The organism is Halomonas llamarensis, from assembly GCF_023555005.1.
Lineage (GTDB): Bacteria > Pseudomonadota > Gammaproteobacteria > Pseudomonadales > Halomonadaceae > Vreelandella > Vreelandella llamarensis.
This window is the reverse complement of the sequence record NZ_JAMJPJ010000003.1, coordinates 1-16,811: the sequence shown is the minus strand read 5'-3', so window position 1 is coordinate 16,811 and position 16,811 is coordinate 1. Positions and strand designations below refer to the sequence as shown.

Sequence of the window (16,811 nt, the reverse complement as noted above, 5' to 3'; positions counted from 1 at the left end):
CCATACGGCGTTAAAAATCAGCTCAAAGTACTCATTTACACCACGTAAACTCCGTCTTTTCGCAGATTTTTGCCTTGTCTGGCCTTCGCTCGCCGACTTCTCAGACAAAGCCTAAAACAAAGAGGGATAAGTATAAGGAAGGAGAGAATAAAATTAAGATCCAGAAATGGAGGCAGCCCCAAAAGCCACATCCCGGCACACACATCCACCACTACCGTTGCTCCCTTCCGGGCCTGGCGGAGTTCGCAGCTTAGTGTTGCGGGAGGACCTAAGGGGCCACCATAATCGCGCGTACTGTTTACGTTGCGCGCATAGTACTTACACGTACGTACTTACGCTTTACGCTGCATAATACAATATTATGCCCGCTGTGGTGGCTACGCCCTGATTTGAACAGGGGACCCCATCATTATGAGTGATGTGCTCTAACCAACTGAGCTACGTAGCCTTTCCCTAACAGCGGGTGAAGATTATGCCTATCTTAATAGATAAAGGCAAGCCAGATTTCGGCTTGCCTTTTTGTATCGCTCGGCACGCGCGATAAAGCCGTTATTTAAGGGCCGCACGCACTGCAGTCAAACCCGGCTCACCATCGAAGGTGGTCACACCGTCGAGCCACTCTTCTAATAGCGCATCGTCAGCCTGTTGAAGATAGTCACGCGCCGCTTCGCGCGGGTCTTCACCGTCATCCATGATCTCGCCCATCAGCTGATTTTCCATCTCCAGCGTGAACGTCATGTTATTAAGCAGCGTACCTACGTTTTCACATTCTTGTGCGTAGCCACCACGAGTATTGGTATACACCGTTGCGCCGCCCAAATCCGGGCCGAAGTAATCATCAGCGCCAGAAAGATAGGCTATATCAAAGTTGGTATTCATCGGGTGCGGCTCCCAACCCAGGAACACCATCCATTTTTCATTGGGTACCCGCGCGCCAAGCTCCGCGAGCATACCCGCTTCGCTGGAATCAACTAAACTCCACTCGCCTAAATCGAAGGCGTCGTCGTCAATCATCTGCTGAATCAGTTCGTTACCGTCGTTACCTGCTTCAATGCCATGCAAGTCGTTGTCAAACTTCTCAGCGTTTTCTGCTAGGTCAGACACTGAGGTAATGCCCGCATCATAAACATACTGCGGTACGGCCAAGGTGTACTTAGCTCCTTCTAGGTTGGCAGATAAGCGATCAACGCTGCCATCTTCTACATAGGGATCGCTGATGGACGCCATTGATGGCATCCAATTACCCAAAAAGACATCGAAATCGCCATTTTTCATACCCGAGTAGGCAATAGGGACTGAAACCGTATCAATACGTGTCTCGTACCCCAGCGTTTCCAGCACCTCGGTGGCAAGCGCGGTGGTGGCAGTGATATCGGTCCAGCCGACTTCAGCAAAACGTACTTCTTCGCATTGATTGGCTTGAGCCGTCATTGGCAAGCCTGCGGCGATGAGCAGCGTACCCGCTACACGATAACGTGAAGTTAATAATGACATAGCCATCTCCTTAATAAGGTTCTTACGCGACACAGATTGAATCACTGAGCCTCTCAATATCAAAACCTTTTTATTGATTGAACGTTCAATAAAAAGATGTCACACTACACAGGTAATCACGCTTGAAGGTTAGATTCAAGCCCATTTGGCGTTACGTGAAACGCTTATAAGCTAATGCCGCCAAGCAGTGACGACGGCCGCCGAACGTTGATAAGGAGGACACTGTGCCAAAAGTCGGAATGGAACCCATTCGCCGCCAGCAACTGATTCACGCCACCATGACGGCCATTGATGACGTCGGATTGGCTGAGGCTACCGTGCTGCGTATTGCGCGCCATGCGGGTGTATCGGCAGGCATTATCAGCCACTACTTCGGCGGTAAAGATGGTCTTTTAGAAGCCACTATGCGGCAGATATTGACCGATTTAAGCGATGCTGTCTCAGCACGTCGACGCATATTGATCGATAACTCCCCGCGAGCACATATTGGCGCCATCATTGAAGGTAACTTTGACCGCACCCAGGTCACCGGGCCCGCGGCCAAAACATGGCTCGCCTTTTGGGCCAGTAGCATGCACAAACCAATGTTACAGCGCCTGCAAAACGTCAACGACCGACGCCTCTACACCAATCTTTGTCACCAGTTTCGACGCGTGATGCCGCGCCCGCAAGCGCGTAATGCGGCACGCGGCTTGGCCGCGATGATTGATGGCCTGTGGTTACGTGGCGCGCTAACGCCGGAAGGCTTAGATGTTGACCAAGCACGCGCGCTAGCCCTCGCGTATCTCGACCAACTACTTGCTCAACCAACGGCTTGAAGGCGTTTGATGCTTTCTCGTGTCAGCGCATTTTTATCTGTTTCTGATTAACCGATTTTTGCTATTCCCATTTTTGCGATAAACGAAAAGGAGCAACGCATGGCTCAACAAGATACCCTTTCCGATACCCTTCCGCTTTATATCGACGGTCGCCGAGTAAAGGCTACGTCCGGCGAAACGTTCAGCATTACCAACCCATTCGACGGCAGCCCACTGGCCACGGTTGGCCAAGCGAGCCAAGCAGACGTCGACGCCGCCGTTGAAGCCGCTCAGCGTGGTCAGCGCGAATGGGCGGCGATGACCGGCATGGAGCGCGCACGCATTCTGCTGCGTGCCGTCGCCCTGCTGCGCGAACGCAACGACGAGTTAGCCGAGTTAGAAACGCGCAACACCGGCAAACCGATTAGCGAAACCGCGAGCGTGGATATTGTGACCGGGGCAGATGCACTGGAGTACTACGCCGGCCTTGCCCCGGCCATTGAAGGTAGCCAAATTCCGCTGCGCGGTAGCGCGTTTGTGTACACCCGCCGTGAACCGCTCGGGGTCATTGGCGCTATCGGCGCGTGGAACTACCCGATTCAAATCGCTTGCTGGAAAGCTGCTCCTGCTTTGGCCGCCGGTAATGCCATCGTGTTCAAGCCCAGCGAAGTCACGCCGCTCACCACCATGAAGCTTGCCGAAATTTTCACCGAGGCGGGCTTACCCAACGGCGTGTTCAACGTGGTGCAAGGTGATGGCAGCGTGGGCGCCATGCTCACCGCGCATGAAGGCATCGATAAAGTGTCGTTCACCGGTGAAGCCGGTACCGGCAAGAAAGTCATGTCGGCAGCCGCTGAGTCGACCCTGAAAGACGTCACCATGGAGCTGGGCGGCAAATCACCGCTCATCGTGTTTGCTGATGCCGATCTCGACCGCGCTGCGGACGCGGCGATGATGGCGAACTTCTACTCCAGCGGCCAAATCTGCACCAACGGCACCCGCGTTTTTGTCGAAGCAAGCGTCAAAGACGCATTTGAAGCCAAGCTGGTAGAGCGCGTTAAGCGCATCAACGCCGGCGACCCGATGGACTCCGCCGTTAACTTTGGCCCGCTGGTCAGCTTCGAGCATCAGGAAAAAGTGCTCTCCTACATTGCGCTGGGCAAAGAACAGGGCGCGCGCCTTTTGATCGGTGGCGACACCTGGAACGCGGGCAACTGGGCGGACGGCGCCTGGGCTGCACCGACGATCTTCACCGACTGCACCGACGATATGCGCATTGTGCGCGAAGAAATTTTCGGCCCGGTGATGTCAGTGCTCGCGTTTAACGACGAAGCCGAGGTAATCCGTCGTGCTAACGATACGAGATATGGCCTCGCCGCGGGCGTCTTTAGCGAAAGCCTCAGCCGCGCGCACCGGGTAATCCATCAGCTGGAAGCCGGTATTTGCTGGATCAATACCTGGGGCGAGTCGCCTTCCGAAATGCCGGTCGGCGGTTACAAAGAGTCCGGTATTGGGCGCGAAAACGGCGTTGAGACACTCGCCCACTACACCCAGACGAAATCTGTACAGATCGAAATGGGTCCGTTTGAATCGGTGTTTTAAGGAGGCGTTATGGTGCAAATAAGAGAGTTTGATTACATCATTATTGGTGCGGGCTCAGCGGGTAACGTGCTGGCCACACGCCTAACCGAAGACAGCGACGTAAACGTATTGCTGCTGGAAGCTGGTGGCCCGGATTATCGCTTTGATTTCCGTACTCAAATGCCCGCTGCCCTTGCCTACCCGCTACAGGGCAAGCGCTACAACTGGGCGTTTGAAACCGACCCAGAACCGTATATGGATGACCGCCGTATGGAGTGCGGTCGTGGCAAGGGGCTCGGTGGCTCGTCGTTGATCAACGGCATGTGTTACATCCGCGGCAACGCCCTGGATTACGACAACTGGTCCAGCCAACCCGGCCTTGAAGACTGGGATTACTTAAGCTGCCTACCCTACTTCAAAAAAAGCGAAAGCCGTGATATCGGCCCGAATGACTATCACGGCAGTGATGGCCCCGTAAGCGTGACCACTCCTAAAGCAGGCAACAATCCGCTTTACCGCATTTTTATCGAGGCTGGTAAGCAGGCGGGCTATCCGGCAACCAAGGACGTCAACGGCTACCAGCAAGAGGGCTTTGGCCCCATGGACCGTTTCGTCACGCCTAAGGGCCGCCGCGCCTCGACCGCGCGTGGCTATCTGGATACCGCCAAGCAGCGCGACAACCTCACTATCGAAACCCACGCAGTCACCGATGTGATTGAATTTGACGGTAAGCGTGCCGTGGGCGTTCGCTATGAGCGAAAAGGCCAGCCCCAACAGGCTCGCGCCCGCCGCGAAGTACTGCTGTGCGGTGGTGCCATTGCCTCTCCGCAAATTCTGCAGCGCTCGGGTATTGGCAACCCTGAGCTGCTCCAATCGCTAGATATTCCCGTCGTGCACGAATTGCCCGGCGTGGGCGAAAACCTTCAAGATCACTTGGAGATGTACATTCAGTACGAGTGCAAAAAGCCGATTTCGCTCTATCCGGCACTCAAGTGGTACAACCAGCCAAAAATCGGTGCGGAGTGGCTGTTCAAAGGCACCGGCATTGGCGCTAGTAACCAGTTTGAATCCTGCGGATTTATCCGCAGCCGCGATGAAGAAGCGTGGCCAAACCTGCAGTACCACTTTCTGCCCATTGCCATCAGCTACAACGGTAAGAGTGCGGTGCAGGCCCATGGTTTTCAGGCTCACGTTGGCTCCATGCGCTCGGAAAGCCGCGGGCGTATTCAACTGACCTCGAAAGACCCGCATGCAGCACCCAGCATTCTCTTTAACTACATGTCAAAGGAGAGAGATTGGGAAGAGTTTCGCGATGCGATTCGCATTACCCGCGAGATCATTGCCCAATCGGCATTTGAACCCTATCGCGGTCGCGAGATTGCCCCAGGCCCCGATGTGCAAAGCGACGAAGAGCTAGACAGCTTCGTCAAGCAGCACGCGGAAACGGCCTATCATCCCTGCGGCAGCTGCCGAATGGGAGAGAACGACATGGCGGTTACCGATGGCGAGGGCCGGGTGCATGGTATTGAAGGGCTGCGGGTAGTCGATGCCTCGCTCTTCCCCCTCATTCCTACCGGCAACCTGAACGCGCCGACGATTATGCTAGCGGAAAAAATCGCCGACCGCATTCGAGGCCGCGAGCCGCTGCCCCGCGCCAATGTCGATTATTTTGTCGCTGATGGTGCTCCCGCCAAACGCCTCTAAACCAAGCCTTCACGGCTATACGCTAAAACGTCGCGGCCAATGCTGCGGCGTTTTTTTATGTCCGCAAAAAACGCCGAAACGCTTGCACTAAATGGTGCCGGTCTGCCAATATTCAAACATGTGTTTAAATACGCGTATTATCTATACTGCTCTATCCACACACTTGGAGTCACTCTATGCTCACCCTTTTACTGATCGTGCTCGCCGCTGTCGGCCTGCTCGTGGTGATGCGCCGCGAAGCCGGGGCAACACCTGCGCTTGCGGTACTGGCTGTACTTGGCGTTATCGGGCTGTTTTTTGATGCATCGGTTATCGGCATACTGCTGCTGATCGGCGCTGCCGTTATCGCCATTGCCGGCTTACCCGCCCTGCGCCGCCAATGGCTCACCCCGCGCCTTTTTGCGATGTTTAAAAAAGTCGCGCCTAAAGTCTCCGATACCGAGCGCACCGCGCTGGAAGCAGGTACCGTCTCCTGGGACGGCGAGCTGTTCTCCGGTAAACCTCAATGGAACAAGCTGCTCAACTTTAAAGACAAGGGCCTACGCGAAGATGAGCAAGCCTTCCTTGATAATCAGTGTGCCAAAGCTGCCGGCATGTGTAACGCCTGGGACATTGCCCAAGAGCGCGCCGATTTACCACAACAACTTTGGGACTACCTAAAAAAAGAAGGCTTCTTCGGCATGATTATTCCGAAGGAGTACGGCGGGTTAGGCTTCTCTGCCAAAGCGCAATCCATGGTACTGCAAAAAATCTCGGCCAACGAAACGTTGATGGTAACGGTTGGCGTACCTAATTCGCTTGGCCCGGGTGAGCTTTTGCTCAAATACGGCACGCAAACGCAAAAAGATCATTACCTGCCTCGCTTGGCAGATGGTCGCGAAATCCCGTGCTTCGGTTTGACTGGCCCGCGCGCCGGTTCGGATGCCACCTCGCTGCCGGATACCGGTATTGTGTGTAAGCAGACGATCAACGGTAAAGACGTGATTGGCGTAAGACTTAACTTTGAAAAGCGCTGGATTACACTCGCCCCAATTGCCACCGTTATCGGTCTCGCCTTCCGTTTATTTGACCCCGAAAACCTATTGGGCGACGAAGAAGATCGTGGTATTACCCTGGCGTTGATTCCCCGCGATACCGACGGCATGGAAATTGGCCGCCGTCACCACCCGATTGGCAGCCCGTTTATGAACGGCCCAATCAAGGGTAACGACGTATTTGTTCCGCTAGAGACCATCATCGGTGGCGAGAAGATGATCGGCGAAGGCTGGCACATGCTGGTCGAGTGTCTCTCGATCGGACGCTGCATCACCCTACCCTCAGGCGCCACCGGCACGGCCCGCTATGCACTTGGCTGGAGCGGTGGATTTACCCGCGTGCGGCGTCAGTTCAACGTCCCTGTAGCAGAAATGGAAGGCGTGCAGGAACCCTTAGCGCGCATGGCATCACTCGGCTATATTGCTCAGGCAACAGTGTATCAAACCGCCAACCTGATCGACCATGGCGAGAAGCCCGCCGTTCCCTCAGCGATTCTCAAAAGCCAGCTAACCGAATTCCAGCGTAACATTCTGGCTGATGCGATGGACGTACACGGTGGCAAAGCAGTAACGCTTGGCCCGCGTAACTACTTAGGTATTGGTTATAGCGCCAACCCGGTGGCGATCACGGTGGAAGGCGCAAACATCATGACGCGTAACCTCATGATCTTCGGCCAGGGCGCGATTCGCTGCCACCCTTACGTGTTAGAAGAGCTCGCGGCAAAAGACGCCAACGACATCAAAGGCTTTGATAAAGCGTTCTTCGGCCACACCGGGTTAATTTTCGGCAATGCCGCGCGTGCCTTTACCCAAGGGCTGGGGCTAGGCAAGCAATCAACACCGTTTGACCGCCCCGCCAACGTATACGCGCAAGATATCGCCCGTCTTTCGGCAGGCTTTGGTCTGTGTGCCGATGCGGCCATGGCAAGCCTAGGGTCCGCGTTGAAGAAGCGCGAAATGCTTTCCGCACGCTTAGGTGATGTACTCTCTAACCTCTATCTTGCCTCCATGGTACTCAAGCAATGGCAAGCGGGTGACAAGGTGGAAGGCGAAGAGGCGCTATTGCACTACAGCTGCCGCTTCTTGCTCCAGCGTGCCGAGCAGGCGTTTGTGGAAATTTTCGATAACTTCCCTAATCGTTTACTGGGTAAGACATTGAAAGCGATCGTGATGCCGACCGGCCGCCGCTGGAATCGGCCACAAGATGACTTAGCGCGTGATATTGCCAAGCGCGTCTCTACCCACTCAGCGCTACGCACTAAGTTATTAGGTAACACCTGGGATAAAGACGACGGCGAACAGCGCAATCCGCTGGCCCGCTACAATGCGCTGCTGCTCGATTATGATCGCGCCGAAACGCTTTACCGCACGCTTAACAAAGCCTATGCCAAGGGCGAGTTGCCGCAGACGGCGCTTCACCCTGAGCAGCGTGTCGAGGCTGGGCTGAAAAAAGGCTTGATTAACGAAGAAGACGCAACGTTCATGCGCGAATTTGAAGCAAAAGTGCTAGAAATGCTCACCGTTGATGACTTCGCCTATGATGCATTCGCAAGCGACAAATCGACATTGATCAACCACAACCCGGACCCCAGCACGACCATTCCGGCTGCCACAGCAGAAGCCAACGTCAAATAGCATTTATGTAAAATACCATTGACGTTGACGCACAACGAGCCGACCTTTCGAGGTCGGCTTTTTTCATTGGTGCTCGTTGCACTCGCCTGTGCATTGATGCGGTGAGTGTAGCGAATTTATCAGCAATGATTTATATATCAAGCGGCGTCTTAATTATTGCTCTCGCCACTTTCACTGGCTTCGTTGCTTTCACTGGCTTCATTGCGATTGGTAGCATTCTTATCGTTCACGCGACCTTGTAAAGCAGCTAACTCTTCACGCCAATCTTCCAGCTGAGTGTTTAACCGCTCAAGCTGAGTTTCGCGTTCGTCAATCTTTGTGTTGATGCTTGCTTGCTCTTCGCGGCCGATCTCAAGCGCGACCATCAGGTCATCCAACTCACTGCGCGTGCCCTTAAGGCTTTGCTGCTCCTCTTCATGCAGCGCTTGCAGTGACTCTACTTCGCTTTTCAGTTCATCACGCTTGGCGGCAAGCGAATCGCGTTCTTCTACTAACGCGTCACGCTCTTGTTGCAGGGCATTAATCTCTTCGTTAATAGACGTAAGCTGTGCGTTAGCCTCTTCAAGGTCGGCATTCAGCGTTTCCAACTCCGCCTCGGCTTGCTCACGTGCTGCGACCGCTTCCTCACGCGCCTGTTCTGCTTGGTCGCGAGCATCAATTGCTTTCTGGTGAGCTTCTTGCGCCTCTTGACGCGCCTGTTCAGCAGCGTCGCGTGCAGCCTCAGCTTCCTCCTTCTTGGCTTCTACTTGAGTATACGTCTTACGCAGCTCATCAAGGCGACGCTGCGTCTCTTCTATTTGCTGGTTGAGCGTGTCTAATTTCTCTTGGCGGGCTTCACGCTCAGACGACAACGCGGCCAACTTTTCTTCAGTGCTAGAAACCTCGCCTCGGGTTGATTCTAGTGTCGACTGCGCCTCAGTTTTCTCTTCTTCTAACGCTTGCATTTCCTGCTGCAGCGATGCCAGGTCCATCTCTGCTTGCTCAACGTCGGATAACTCTGAATTTAACTTCTGGCGCTCGCGCTCGGCTTCTGCGAGCTGCTCTTCTAGCACTTCAACACGGTCAAGCCGCGTTCCTGCGTTGGACTGCGCGACAATCGCCCAGATCACGGCAATGGCCGCAATCCCGGCAATCGCTCTTACACGATTATCGCTCAGTAGTGTTTTAGTGGTGGGTTTATTCGCGTCTGTCATTGGTGCGTTCCTCTTTGTCTAGCGCTACCGCGAGCGATAGCTAACGAGTGTATGCAAGAAGACGATTTTAATTAGCTCACCCTGTACAGCATACACAGCTACACATTTCTAGCCAGTCGCACTTTGCCGCAAAGCGTTAAAACGCCTTACGTTTCGTTGCATAATGATCAATTGACGCTTTGCAAAAAAGAAGAATGATTTTTGCCAAGATAACCGCTTGCTTGGCTGGCGTGAGCGTCAAACCACGCCAGTGTCGTGTGAAGCGCTACGACCTCTCCCACAATCAAAAGTGCAGGAGACACCACTTCACCGGCCAAGAAGCGTTCGGGTAAGGCAGTGAGAGTGCCCACATCAACGCGCTGATCCTGGGTTGTGCCATGCGACACCAACGCCAACGGCGTTTCTGCCAACAGGCCGTGCGCTATCAACTGTTGGCTAATGTCGCTCAAACTTCCCAAACTCATGTAGAACACTAACGTTTGTCCTGGCCGCGCCAGAGATTGCCAATCAAGATCACACCGACCGCTTTTCAAATGGCCAGTCACAAAGCTCACCGATTGCGCGTAATCGCGGTGCGTCAGGGGTATCCCTGCATACGCTGCGCAACCCGAAGCGGCGGTAATACCGGGAATGACTTCAACAGTAATCCGCTCAGCCGCTAAGGCTTCAAGCTCCTCACCGCCACGGCCAAAAATAAAGGGGTCACCTCCTTTTAAGCGCACTACTGCATTGCCCGCCTTCGCCCAATCCACCAGTGATTGGTTGATACCTTCCTGGGGAACACTGTGACAAGAGCAGGCTTTACCCACGTAGAAACGGCGGGTTCTTTCAGGGATCATATCCAGCACTTCTTGGCTCACCAAGCGGTCATAGAGCACAATGTCGGCCGCTTGCAGTCGCCGATAGGCCTTCAACGTAAGCAGTTCAGGATCGCCGGGGCCAGCGCCTACTAGGCTCACGCTGCCGGATGGTTGATAGGAAATCGAATCAAAAAGCGCCAAGTCACACCTCAGGGTGGATAAACAGTTTCAGCTAAGGACCACATTAGCGAATCCCGAAAAGAACAAAAAGAAATAAATAATAAGACTAAAAGACCAAAAAAGAATATACCCAAGATATTGCCATGGCAGCCCTCGGCGATTTGGCATCCCTTCATTTGCCACCTATCCTAAAAAGTGAAATAGCCTTTTTAACGCACTTTTTAAAGTGCTTTTCAGAGCACGGTGCAATCTTGCGATATCATTAAGTTTAGGAGGCAAAACATGACAGCACTCGCAAAGCAAGCATGTGAACCTTGCAGCGGCAATGCCACGCCTATGACCGAAAAAGAGGCACAAGACGCGCTGAACGCACTACCACAGTGGAAGATTAGCGACGGCGATGGCATGATGAAGCTTACGCGAAGTTATCATTTTGACGACTTCGCCGACGCCTTGGCGTTTACCCAGCGCGTTGGCGATATCGCTGAGCAGGCCGGTCATCACCCCATGATCACCACCGAGTATGGAAAAGCCACGGTGACATGGTGGTCGCATGAAATCGGCGGACTGCACCAAAATGACTTCATTTTAGCCGCCAGAACTGATGAGGTAGCCGAATAAATGTTTGAGCATATTGAGCGAGTCCCTGGAGATGCCATTCTCGGGCTGATCGAAGCTTTCAAGAAAGACACCAACCCACAGAAGGTGGACCTCGGTGTCGGCGTTTACCGTGATGCCGAGGGCAACACACCCGTAATGCGTGCCGTAAAGGAAGCTGAAGCTCGCCTGCTCAAGAATGAAACCACCAAAACCTATATTGGCTCGCACGGTGCCCCCGCTTACGGCGAAGTGGTGCTACCGATGGTACTAGGGGAAAACTCTCCCGTACTGGATGCCAATCGCGCCAGCGCGACACAGTCACCCGGCGGAACAGGGGCGCTGCGCTTAGCCGCAGATTTTATTGCAACACAGCTTCCCGATAAGGGAATTTGGGTATCGGATCCAACGTGGCCAAACCACCACGGCATATTCACTGCTGCGGGTATTGCCCTGCACAAATACCCTTACGTTGATGCCGACAACCGGCTTGATTTTGATGGTATGCTAGCGGCACTTAAGCAAATCCCGGAAGGCGATGTGGTCGTGCTGCATGCTTGCTGTCATAATCCTACGGGCTTTGACCTCTCCAAAGAGCAGTGGCATACCGTGCTTGAGGTCGTGCGCGAGCGCCACCTGTTGCCACTGATTGATTTCGCCTACCAAGGTTTCGGCGAAGGCTTGGATGAAGATGCTTATGGCGTGCGCTTGATGGCCGAAGAACTGGATGAAGTGATCATCACCAGTTCCTGCTCGAAGAACTTCGGCATTTACTGCGAACGCACGGGTTGTTTAATCATGGTGGCGAAAAATAGCGAGCAGATGGAAAACATTCGCTCGCAGATTGCCATTGCCGCGCGGGAAAACTACTCCAACCCGCCCGCCCACGGTGGCGCCATCGTCAGCGACATTCTCCATGACGACGAGCTGACTGCTGTGTGGCATGAAGAGCTCACCGAAATGCGTGACCGCATCAACACCCTGCGTCGTGACTTCGTTGAAGCGCTGAAGCCTTACGGGCTGGACGATAAGTATGCCTGCGTCGCCGAGCAGCGCGGTATGTTTTCTTATACCGGTTTAACCCCGGAGCAAGTGGACCGCTTACGCGATGAGTTTGGTATTTACATGGTGCGCTCGGGCCGCGCCAATGTGGCCGGTTTCTCTCATGAGAACCTGCCTTACTTGGCTAAGGCGATTGCCACCGTGAACGGCAAGGCATAACGCGCGCTTACCCTTTGTAATACCGCTTAAACGTCCAGGCACTGTCTGGGCGTTTTTGCTTTTCTACCGTCAATTATTATCACAACAATCCGCTTTAAGGGGCACGTCATGGCAACACCTGCCGGCATTTCCTACCCTTGGTACAAAAAAGAAGACACCGATGCGTTCTTTGCGCTGTTTCAAAACAACATCGCAAATTTCGTCATCATCGCCATTACCATGCTGGGCATGGGCTTTCCCGCTTCTATCGTGTACGGCCAAGTGCTGCCCGGCGCTGCCGTTGCCGTGATGGCGGGCAACTTCTATTACGCCTGGAGCGCAGCCCGCCTGGCTCGCAAAGAACAGCGCACCGACGTTACCGCGCTCTCCTACGGCATTTCCACGCCGGTCATGTTCGTCTTTCTCTTCGGGGTGCTTCTCCCCGCTAAACAGCTAACCGGCGATGCGGCGCTTGCTTGGAAAATCGCTGTTGCTGCGTGTTTTATCAGCGGCGCCATCGAAGCGGCGATTAGCATTATCGGCCGTTGGGTGCAGTATCACTTACCGCGCGCTGCCATGCTCGGCGCTGTTGCGGGGGTGGCGCTCACCTTCATCGCCGGGGAAATGCTGTTTAAAACCTTGGAAATGCCGATTATCGGGCTGGTGGTTCTGGCGATAATCATCATCGGTTTGATTGGCCGAGTGAGCATGCCGTTTCGCCTACCCACATCGCTTTTTGCCATTGTGGTTGGCACTCTCATGGCCTACCTCATCGGCGATGCCGACAGCGCCCGCTTCAGCGATGCTTTCAGCCATCTTGGCTTCTATCCGCTACTGCCTAACCTTGCCTGGTTTGAAGGCTTGGGGCTGCTCTTCACTAGCATGCTGGCGGTGCTCACCGTGGTGCTGCCAATCACACTGTATAACGCGATTGAAACCATGAACAACGTCGAGGCGATGGAGGCCGCTGGCGACAAATACGATGTGCGTGAGTGCCAAGCGGTGGATGGCGCTGGCACCATGATCGGCGCACTGTTTGGCGGTGTTTTCCCTACCACGGTGTATATCGCCACCGTTGGAGCGAAGTGGATGGGCGCCGGTCGTGGCTATAGTCTTTTAAACGGCGCCGTATACGCTATCGCCACCATGTTTGGCCTCATTGCGGCACTGGCGGCGATCATACCCGTTTCCGTGGTCGCACCGATTCTGGTTTTTGTCGGCATTTCGATGATTGCCACGGCGTTTCAAACCAACGATACCCGCTACTACCCGGCGGTGGCGTTGGCGATGCTACCCTATTTCGCCAACTACGTAATGACACGCTTTAACCGCGGTGCCGAAGAGGTGGTCAGCGATATCTCGAATGCCATTGTGATCATGGGTCAGGGGGCGATGTTTATGGCGATTTTTCTCGGCGCGATGACCGTTTCTGTTATCGACCACCAGTTCCGCCGCGCCGCCGCGTTTGCCGTGATTGCGGCGGGGTTCTCGTGGCTAGGGTTGATGCACGCCCCCAAACTCGCCCTAAACGCTGCGCCGGATTTTGTCGTAGGCTACTTAGCCATGGCGATACTTTTTGCTTACTTTGCCTTTCAACAGCGGAACGAGGGGCACTAAACCGGCTTTGCGACACCCGCCTGCCGATGTGGGCGGGAGAGAACTCGTTTGAGCACAACCCACGCGGTCAGACCCGCCAGTACATTGCCGAAAGCAGCACCTAACGCCAACCCCAGCCATCCGCCAAGCTGTGCTCCCATCCACAAAAAAGGGAGATAGCAAACAAAGAGCCGCACTGCGGAAATCAACATCGACCGCAGCGGCCATCCCAACGCGTTACCCGCCGATACCACCAACATACAAACGCCTAGGGCGGCATAACTTGGCAGCAAAAAGCGAATCAAAAGCGCCAGCGCTTGCTGTACTTCCGGATGGCCGGCCAGTGCCAATGCCACCCAAGGGGCGCCCAGTGCCATCAACACACCGAGGCTCAACTGCCAAACCACGGCGACTTTCAACGCCAAGCGCAACAGTCGGTGAATTTGTGACCAATCTCCTGCGCCGTAGCAGCGCCCAAGCCAAGGCGGCAGTGACATCGTCATGGCCAAAATCACCATCAGCGACAGCGTTTCCAAGCGGCTGGCCAAGCCCCAAGCCGCGACATAGGTTTCTCCAAGCGGTGCCACGATGGAAATAGCGAGCATAGCCGCCAACGGTGGCATAAGCTGGCTCATCATAGCCGGGCCAGCGATCCCGGCAAACGGCTTATAGGAAAGCAGCGCTTCCGTTTTTAACCCGTTAAAAGCCAACCAGTTTTGCCTTGCAAGCTTACGGCAAGTAACCCCTAAACCAATCGCAAACGCGAGAATCGTCGCCAACGCAGCCCCCGGTAGCCCTAAGCCCTCACATGGGCCGACACCGAAGATAAACAGTGGGTCAAGTGCCAAGTTAACCAAGCTGCTCAGCACCATCATTTTGCCCGGCAGTTTGGTATCCCCATGGGCACGAAAGATACTATAAACAAAATACAACAGTGCCCCGAGCCAAGCGGCTACCAGCTGCGGCGCCCAGTAAGGGCGAATATTAGCCAATGCAGTTTCATTCGCGCCGAGCAAGGTGAAAATTGGCCGCTGCGTTCCCCATAGCAAAAGCACCAGTAGCGCAATCAACGCCCCAGCGACCATGAGCACTAAGCTACCTAAGCGTTTAGCTCGTGCTTTCTCTCCAGCCCCTAATGCCCGGGAAATGAGAGCCGCAATAGCAATCCCTAGGCCTACCTGAATGCCGATGATGAAAAAGGAGAGCGGAAAGGTAAACGACTGAGCGGCAAGTGGCGCCGTCCCTAGGCGGGCGATAAACGCACTGTCTACCAGCTGAAAGCCCAGCAGCGACAACACCCCAATTGCCATTGGCCACGTTTGCTGCCAAAGCGTTTCACCTAATCCATAGGGTTTCTCGATATCGACCACCTAATCCAACTCCCACGCCATCTGTGTAAAACGCAAAAACGCCACTAACCTATAAAAGGAAGGTGGCGCTATTTATCAAGTCTCCTGCTTACTGGCGAACGCCTTCAAATGTCACGTAGAGCTCAAGCTCGTGCATGGCCTCAGGGAAAGTATTCATATCGATGCCAAAGTCAGAAAGCGTCAGCGTTGTGCTACCTTCAAAACCGGCGCGATAGTTACCCCACGGGTCGTCGCCTTCGCCCATCAGCTCTACCGGCATTTCAATTTCTTGGGTTTCGCCATGTAGCGTTAAATCACCCGTGACCACACCTTCACTGGCGCCGCTCGGCTCAAAGCCTGTCGAGATAAACGATGCTGTTGGATATTGACCCGCGTTTAAGAAGTCGTCGCTCAGGATATGGCGGTCGCGCTCGGCATGGTTAGAGTTGAGGCTATCCACCTGCACTTCCATCTCAAAGGATGAGTCTTGCAAGTTCTCAGGGTCATAATAAAACTCGCCGGAAAACTCTTCAAAGTTACCTAGCAGACGGGAAAAACCTAAATGGCTAATTTTAAATTGAACAAAGGCGTGCTGGCCTTCGGTATCAATGACGTAAGTATCCGCTTGTGCTTGGCCTAGCGGCACTAAGCTTGCGGCAGCGATAGCGGTTGCAATGGCAGTTCTCTTTAACATCATCTATCTCCTTCGGGTGAAATAACGCATCACTGCGATGACTCGTCAACGTGATGGCTATATTTAGGGGTTAGCATACGCACAAAAGTTTTGTGGTGGTCGATAACATGGTGCTTAAGGGCGGCAAGGCTGTGGCCAGCGGCTAGCACAATTAGCGCTAGCGCACTGTACCAGTGAATATCACCTGCAAGGCTCGCTTGATTAGGTAGACCGTACAGCAACGCGGGCACTTCGAACCAGCCAAAGACACCAATGCCACTGCCTTTTGCCGTGGAAATCAAATAACCACTCACCATTACGCTTAAAAGCAATACGTACAATGCAATGTGCCCTATATGCGCGGCAAGCGCTTCAAAGCGGCTGCCCTCGGCGTGGGGCGTGGGTTGAAAAAGGCGCCATGTGAGACGCATAAGCGTAAAGAAAAACAGTAACACGCCAATCGAGCGATGAATCCACGGCGCTTGGTTGTACCAAGAGTCGTAATAACCCAACCCTGTCATCCACCAACCAAGAATGAAAAGCCCAATAATGGCAACGGCACTCAACCAGTGCAATACGATACTGATAATGCCCCAACCGCTGCGTGTATTGCCCCACATGGTGTTGATTCCCTTTATGTATTAAGTTACTACCATGATACTCGCCACTGCCGCTAAAAACTGCTGAAAAAAGCAGAACACACCATTCGTAAAAACCGTATTCGCAAAAATCACCACGTTCGCTGCTTACACATGACATCTCTATTCGCCAAATTCTGTTGAGCGGGGTGTTCAACTTTGCTACATTAACGCTAATAGTTATCATTAACACAGGAGTTTTTCTCTCATGCAACTAGGGCCTGTTGACGTTTCACATTGGGAGCCATAAAAAACCGCACGCCAAAGCCACCATGCTTTCGTAGTTTCGCTTCAGTTTATCGTAGCGCGTCGCTATGGCGCGATACGATTTTAAACGGGC

The 16,811-nt window shown here is 53.9% G+C and carries 13 protein-coding genes, 1 tRNA gene, 1 other RNA gene and 1 pseudogene; 7 read left to right on the top strand and 9 right to left on the bottom strand.

Annotation, left to right across the window (positions count from 1 at the left end; genetic code table 11):
* Nucleotides 1–176 precede the first annotated feature (176 nt).
* The 3 genes from ffs to M8006_RS03140 all read right to left on the bottom strand — a co-directional run bounded on the left by ffs (nucleotide 177) and on the right by M8006_RS03140 (nucleotide 1,494).
* An RNA gene (gene ffs / locus M8006_RS03150) (signal recognition particle sRNA small type) lies at nucleotides 177–273 on the bottom strand.
* A gap of 98 nt (nucleotides 274–371) precedes the next feature.
* Nucleotides 372–448: transfer RNA gene (locus M8006_RS03145), tRNA-Met, on the bottom strand.
* Between the two features lie 101 nt (nucleotides 449–549).
* Complete coding sequence (locus M8006_RS03140) at nucleotides 550–1,494, bottom strand: choline ABC transporter substrate-binding protein (RefSeq protein WP_250079980.1); 945 nt, start codon at nucleotides 1,492–1,494, stop codon at nucleotides 550–552.
* 224 nt (nucleotides 1,495–1,718) lie between these two features.
* Between M8006_RS03140 and betI the strand changes: the two genes are divergently transcribed.
* From betI to M8006_RS03120, 4 genes are all read left to right on the top strand, one after another.
* On the top strand, nucleotides 1,719–2,312 hold the full coding sequence (betI, locus tag M8006_RS03135) for a transcriptional regulator BetI (RefSeq protein WP_250079978.1): 594 nt from the start codon (nucleotides 1,719–1,721) through the stop codon (nucleotides 2,310–2,312).
* 99 nt (nucleotides 2,313–2,411) lie between these two features.
* Complete coding sequence (betB, locus tag M8006_RS03130; RefSeq protein ID WP_250079975.1) at nucleotides 2,412–3,893, top strand: betaine-aldehyde dehydrogenase; 1,482 nt, start codon at nucleotides 2,412–2,414, stop codon at nucleotides 3,891–3,893.
* 9 nt (nucleotides 3,894–3,902) lie between these two features.
* Nucleotides 3,903–5,576, top strand: a complete 1,674-nt coding sequence (betA, locus tag M8006_RS03125; protein WP_250079973.1) for a choline dehydrogenase — start codon at nucleotides 3,903–3,905, stop codon at nucleotides 5,574–5,576.
* 176 nt (nucleotides 5,577–5,752) lie between these two features.
* Complete coding sequence (locus M8006_RS03120) at nucleotides 5,753–8,245, top strand: acyl-CoA dehydrogenase (RefSeq protein ID WP_250079972.1); 2,493 nt, start codon at nucleotides 5,753–5,755, stop codon at nucleotides 8,243–8,245.
* Between the two features lie 149 nt (nucleotides 8,246–8,394).
* Here the strand turns inward: M8006_RS03120 and M8006_RS03115 are convergent, their stop codons facing one another.
* Both M8006_RS03115 and cobA read right to left on the bottom strand, forming a co-directional pair.
* A complete protein-coding gene (locus M8006_RS03115; RefSeq protein ID WP_250079970.1) occupies nucleotides 8,395–9,438 on the bottom strand; it encodes a coiled-coil domain-containing protein in 1,044 nt (347 codons plus the stop codon).
* Nucleotides 9,439–9,605: 167 nt separating this feature from the next.
* The gene (cobA, locus tag M8006_RS03110) at nucleotides 9,606–10,439 is read right to left on the bottom strand and encodes a uroporphyrinogen-III C-methyltransferase (RefSeq protein ID WP_250079968.1); all 834 of its coding nucleotides are present in this window, start codon (nucleotides 10,437–10,439) and stop codon (nucleotides 9,606–9,608) included.
* Nucleotides 10,440–10,700: 261 nt separating this feature from the next.
* On the opposite strand from cobA, the gene M8006_RS03105 reads away from it, so the two are divergent.
* The 3 genes from M8006_RS03105 to M8006_RS03095 all read left to right on the top strand — a co-directional run bounded on the left by M8006_RS03105 (nucleotide 10,701) and on the right by M8006_RS03095 (nucleotide 13,832).
* Nucleotides 10,701–11,039, top strand: coding sequence for a 4a-hydroxytetrahydrobiopterin dehydratase (locus M8006_RS03105; RefSeq protein ID WP_250079966.1), 339 nt, complete (start codon nucleotides 10,701–10,703; stop codon nucleotides 11,037–11,039).
* The gene (locus tag M8006_RS03100) at nucleotides 11,040–12,236 is read left to right on the top strand and encodes an amino acid aminotransferase (protein ID WP_250079964.1); all 1,197 of its coding nucleotides are present in this window, start codon (nucleotides 11,040–11,042) and stop codon (nucleotides 12,234–12,236) included.
* Nucleotides 12,237–12,344: 108 nt separating this feature from the next.
* On the top strand, nucleotides 12,345–13,832 hold the full coding sequence (locus M8006_RS03095; RefSeq protein WP_250079962.1) for an NCS2 family permease: 1,488 nt from the start codon (nucleotides 12,345–12,347) through the stop codon (nucleotides 13,830–13,832).
* Here M8006_RS03095 and M8006_RS03090 read toward each other — a convergent pair.
* From M8006_RS03090 to M8006_RS03075, 4 genes and pseudogenes are all read right to left on the bottom strand, one after another.
* Nucleotides 13,829–15,121 carry an MATE family efflux transporter gene (locus M8006_RS03090; RefSeq protein WP_250080154.1) on the bottom strand — a complete coding sequence of 431 codons (1,293 nt, stop codon included), beginning with the start codon at nucleotides 15,119–15,121 and terminating at the stop codon, nucleotides 13,829–13,831. The two genes, M8006_RS03095 and M8006_RS03090, sit on opposite strands and share 4 nt — an antisense overlap.
* Before the next feature lie 148 nt (nucleotides 15,122–15,269).
* Nucleotides 15,270–15,854, bottom strand: coding sequence for a YceI family protein (locus tag M8006_RS03085; protein WP_250080153.1), 585 nt, complete (start codon nucleotides 15,852–15,854; stop codon nucleotides 15,270–15,272).
* Between the two features lie 29 nt (nucleotides 15,855–15,883).
* The gene (locus M8006_RS03080) at nucleotides 15,884–16,453 is read right to left on the bottom strand and encodes a cytochrome b (RefSeq protein WP_250079960.1); all 570 of its coding nucleotides are present in this window, start codon (nucleotides 16,451–16,453) and stop codon (nucleotides 15,884–15,886) included.
* Between the two features lie 250 nt (nucleotides 16,454–16,703).
* Nucleotides 16,704–16,811: pseudogene (locus M8006_RS03075) on the bottom strand (IS5/IS1182 family transposase); the annotation flags it as partial.

What these genes read in the sequence shown, in the direction of transcription:
- M8006_RS03140 (WP_250079980.1), bottom strand. Translation starts at nt 1,494, where the DNA reads ATGTCATTATTAACTTCACGTTATCGTGTAGCGGGTACGCTGCTCATC.
- betB (WP_250079975.1), top strand. Translation starts at nt 2,412, where the DNA reads ATGGCTCAACAAGATACCCTTTCCGATACCCTTCCGCTTTATATCGAC.
- betA (WP_250079973.1), top strand. Translation starts at nt 3,903, where the DNA reads ATGGTGCAAATAAGAGAGTTTGATTACATCATTATTGGTGCGGGCTCA.
- M8006_RS03120 (WP_250079972.1), top strand. Translation starts at nt 5,753, where the DNA reads ATGCTCACCCTTTTACTGATCGTGCTCGCCGCTGTCGGCCTGCTCGTG.
- M8006_RS03115 (WP_250079970.1), bottom strand. Translation starts at nt 9,438, where the DNA reads ATGACAGACGCGAATAAACCCACCACTAAAACACTACTGAGCGATAAT.
- M8006_RS03105 (WP_250079966.1), top strand. Translation starts at nt 10,701, where the DNA reads ATGACAGCACTCGCAAAGCAAGCATGTGAACCTTGCAGCGGCAATGCC.
- M8006_RS03100 (WP_250079964.1), top strand. Translation starts at nt 11,040, where the DNA reads ATGTTTGAGCATATTGAGCGAGTCCCTGGAGATGCCATTCTCGGGCTG.
- M8006_RS03095 (WP_250079962.1), top strand. Translation starts at nt 12,345, where the DNA reads ATGGCAACACCTGCCGGCATTTCCTACCCTTGGTACAAAAAAGAAGAC.
- M8006_RS03090 (WP_250080154.1), bottom strand. Translation starts at nt 15,121, where the DNA reads ATGGCAATTGGGGTGTTGTCGCTGCTGGGCTTTCAGCTGGTAGACAGT.
- M8006_RS03085 (WP_250080153.1), bottom strand. Translation starts at nt 15,854, where the DNA reads ATGTTAAAGAGAACTGCCATTGCAACCGCTATCGCTGCCGCAAGCTTA.
- M8006_RS03080 (WP_250079960.1), bottom strand. Translation starts at nt 16,453, where the DNA reads ATGTGGGGCAATACACGCAGCGGTTGGGGCATTATCAGTATCGTATTG.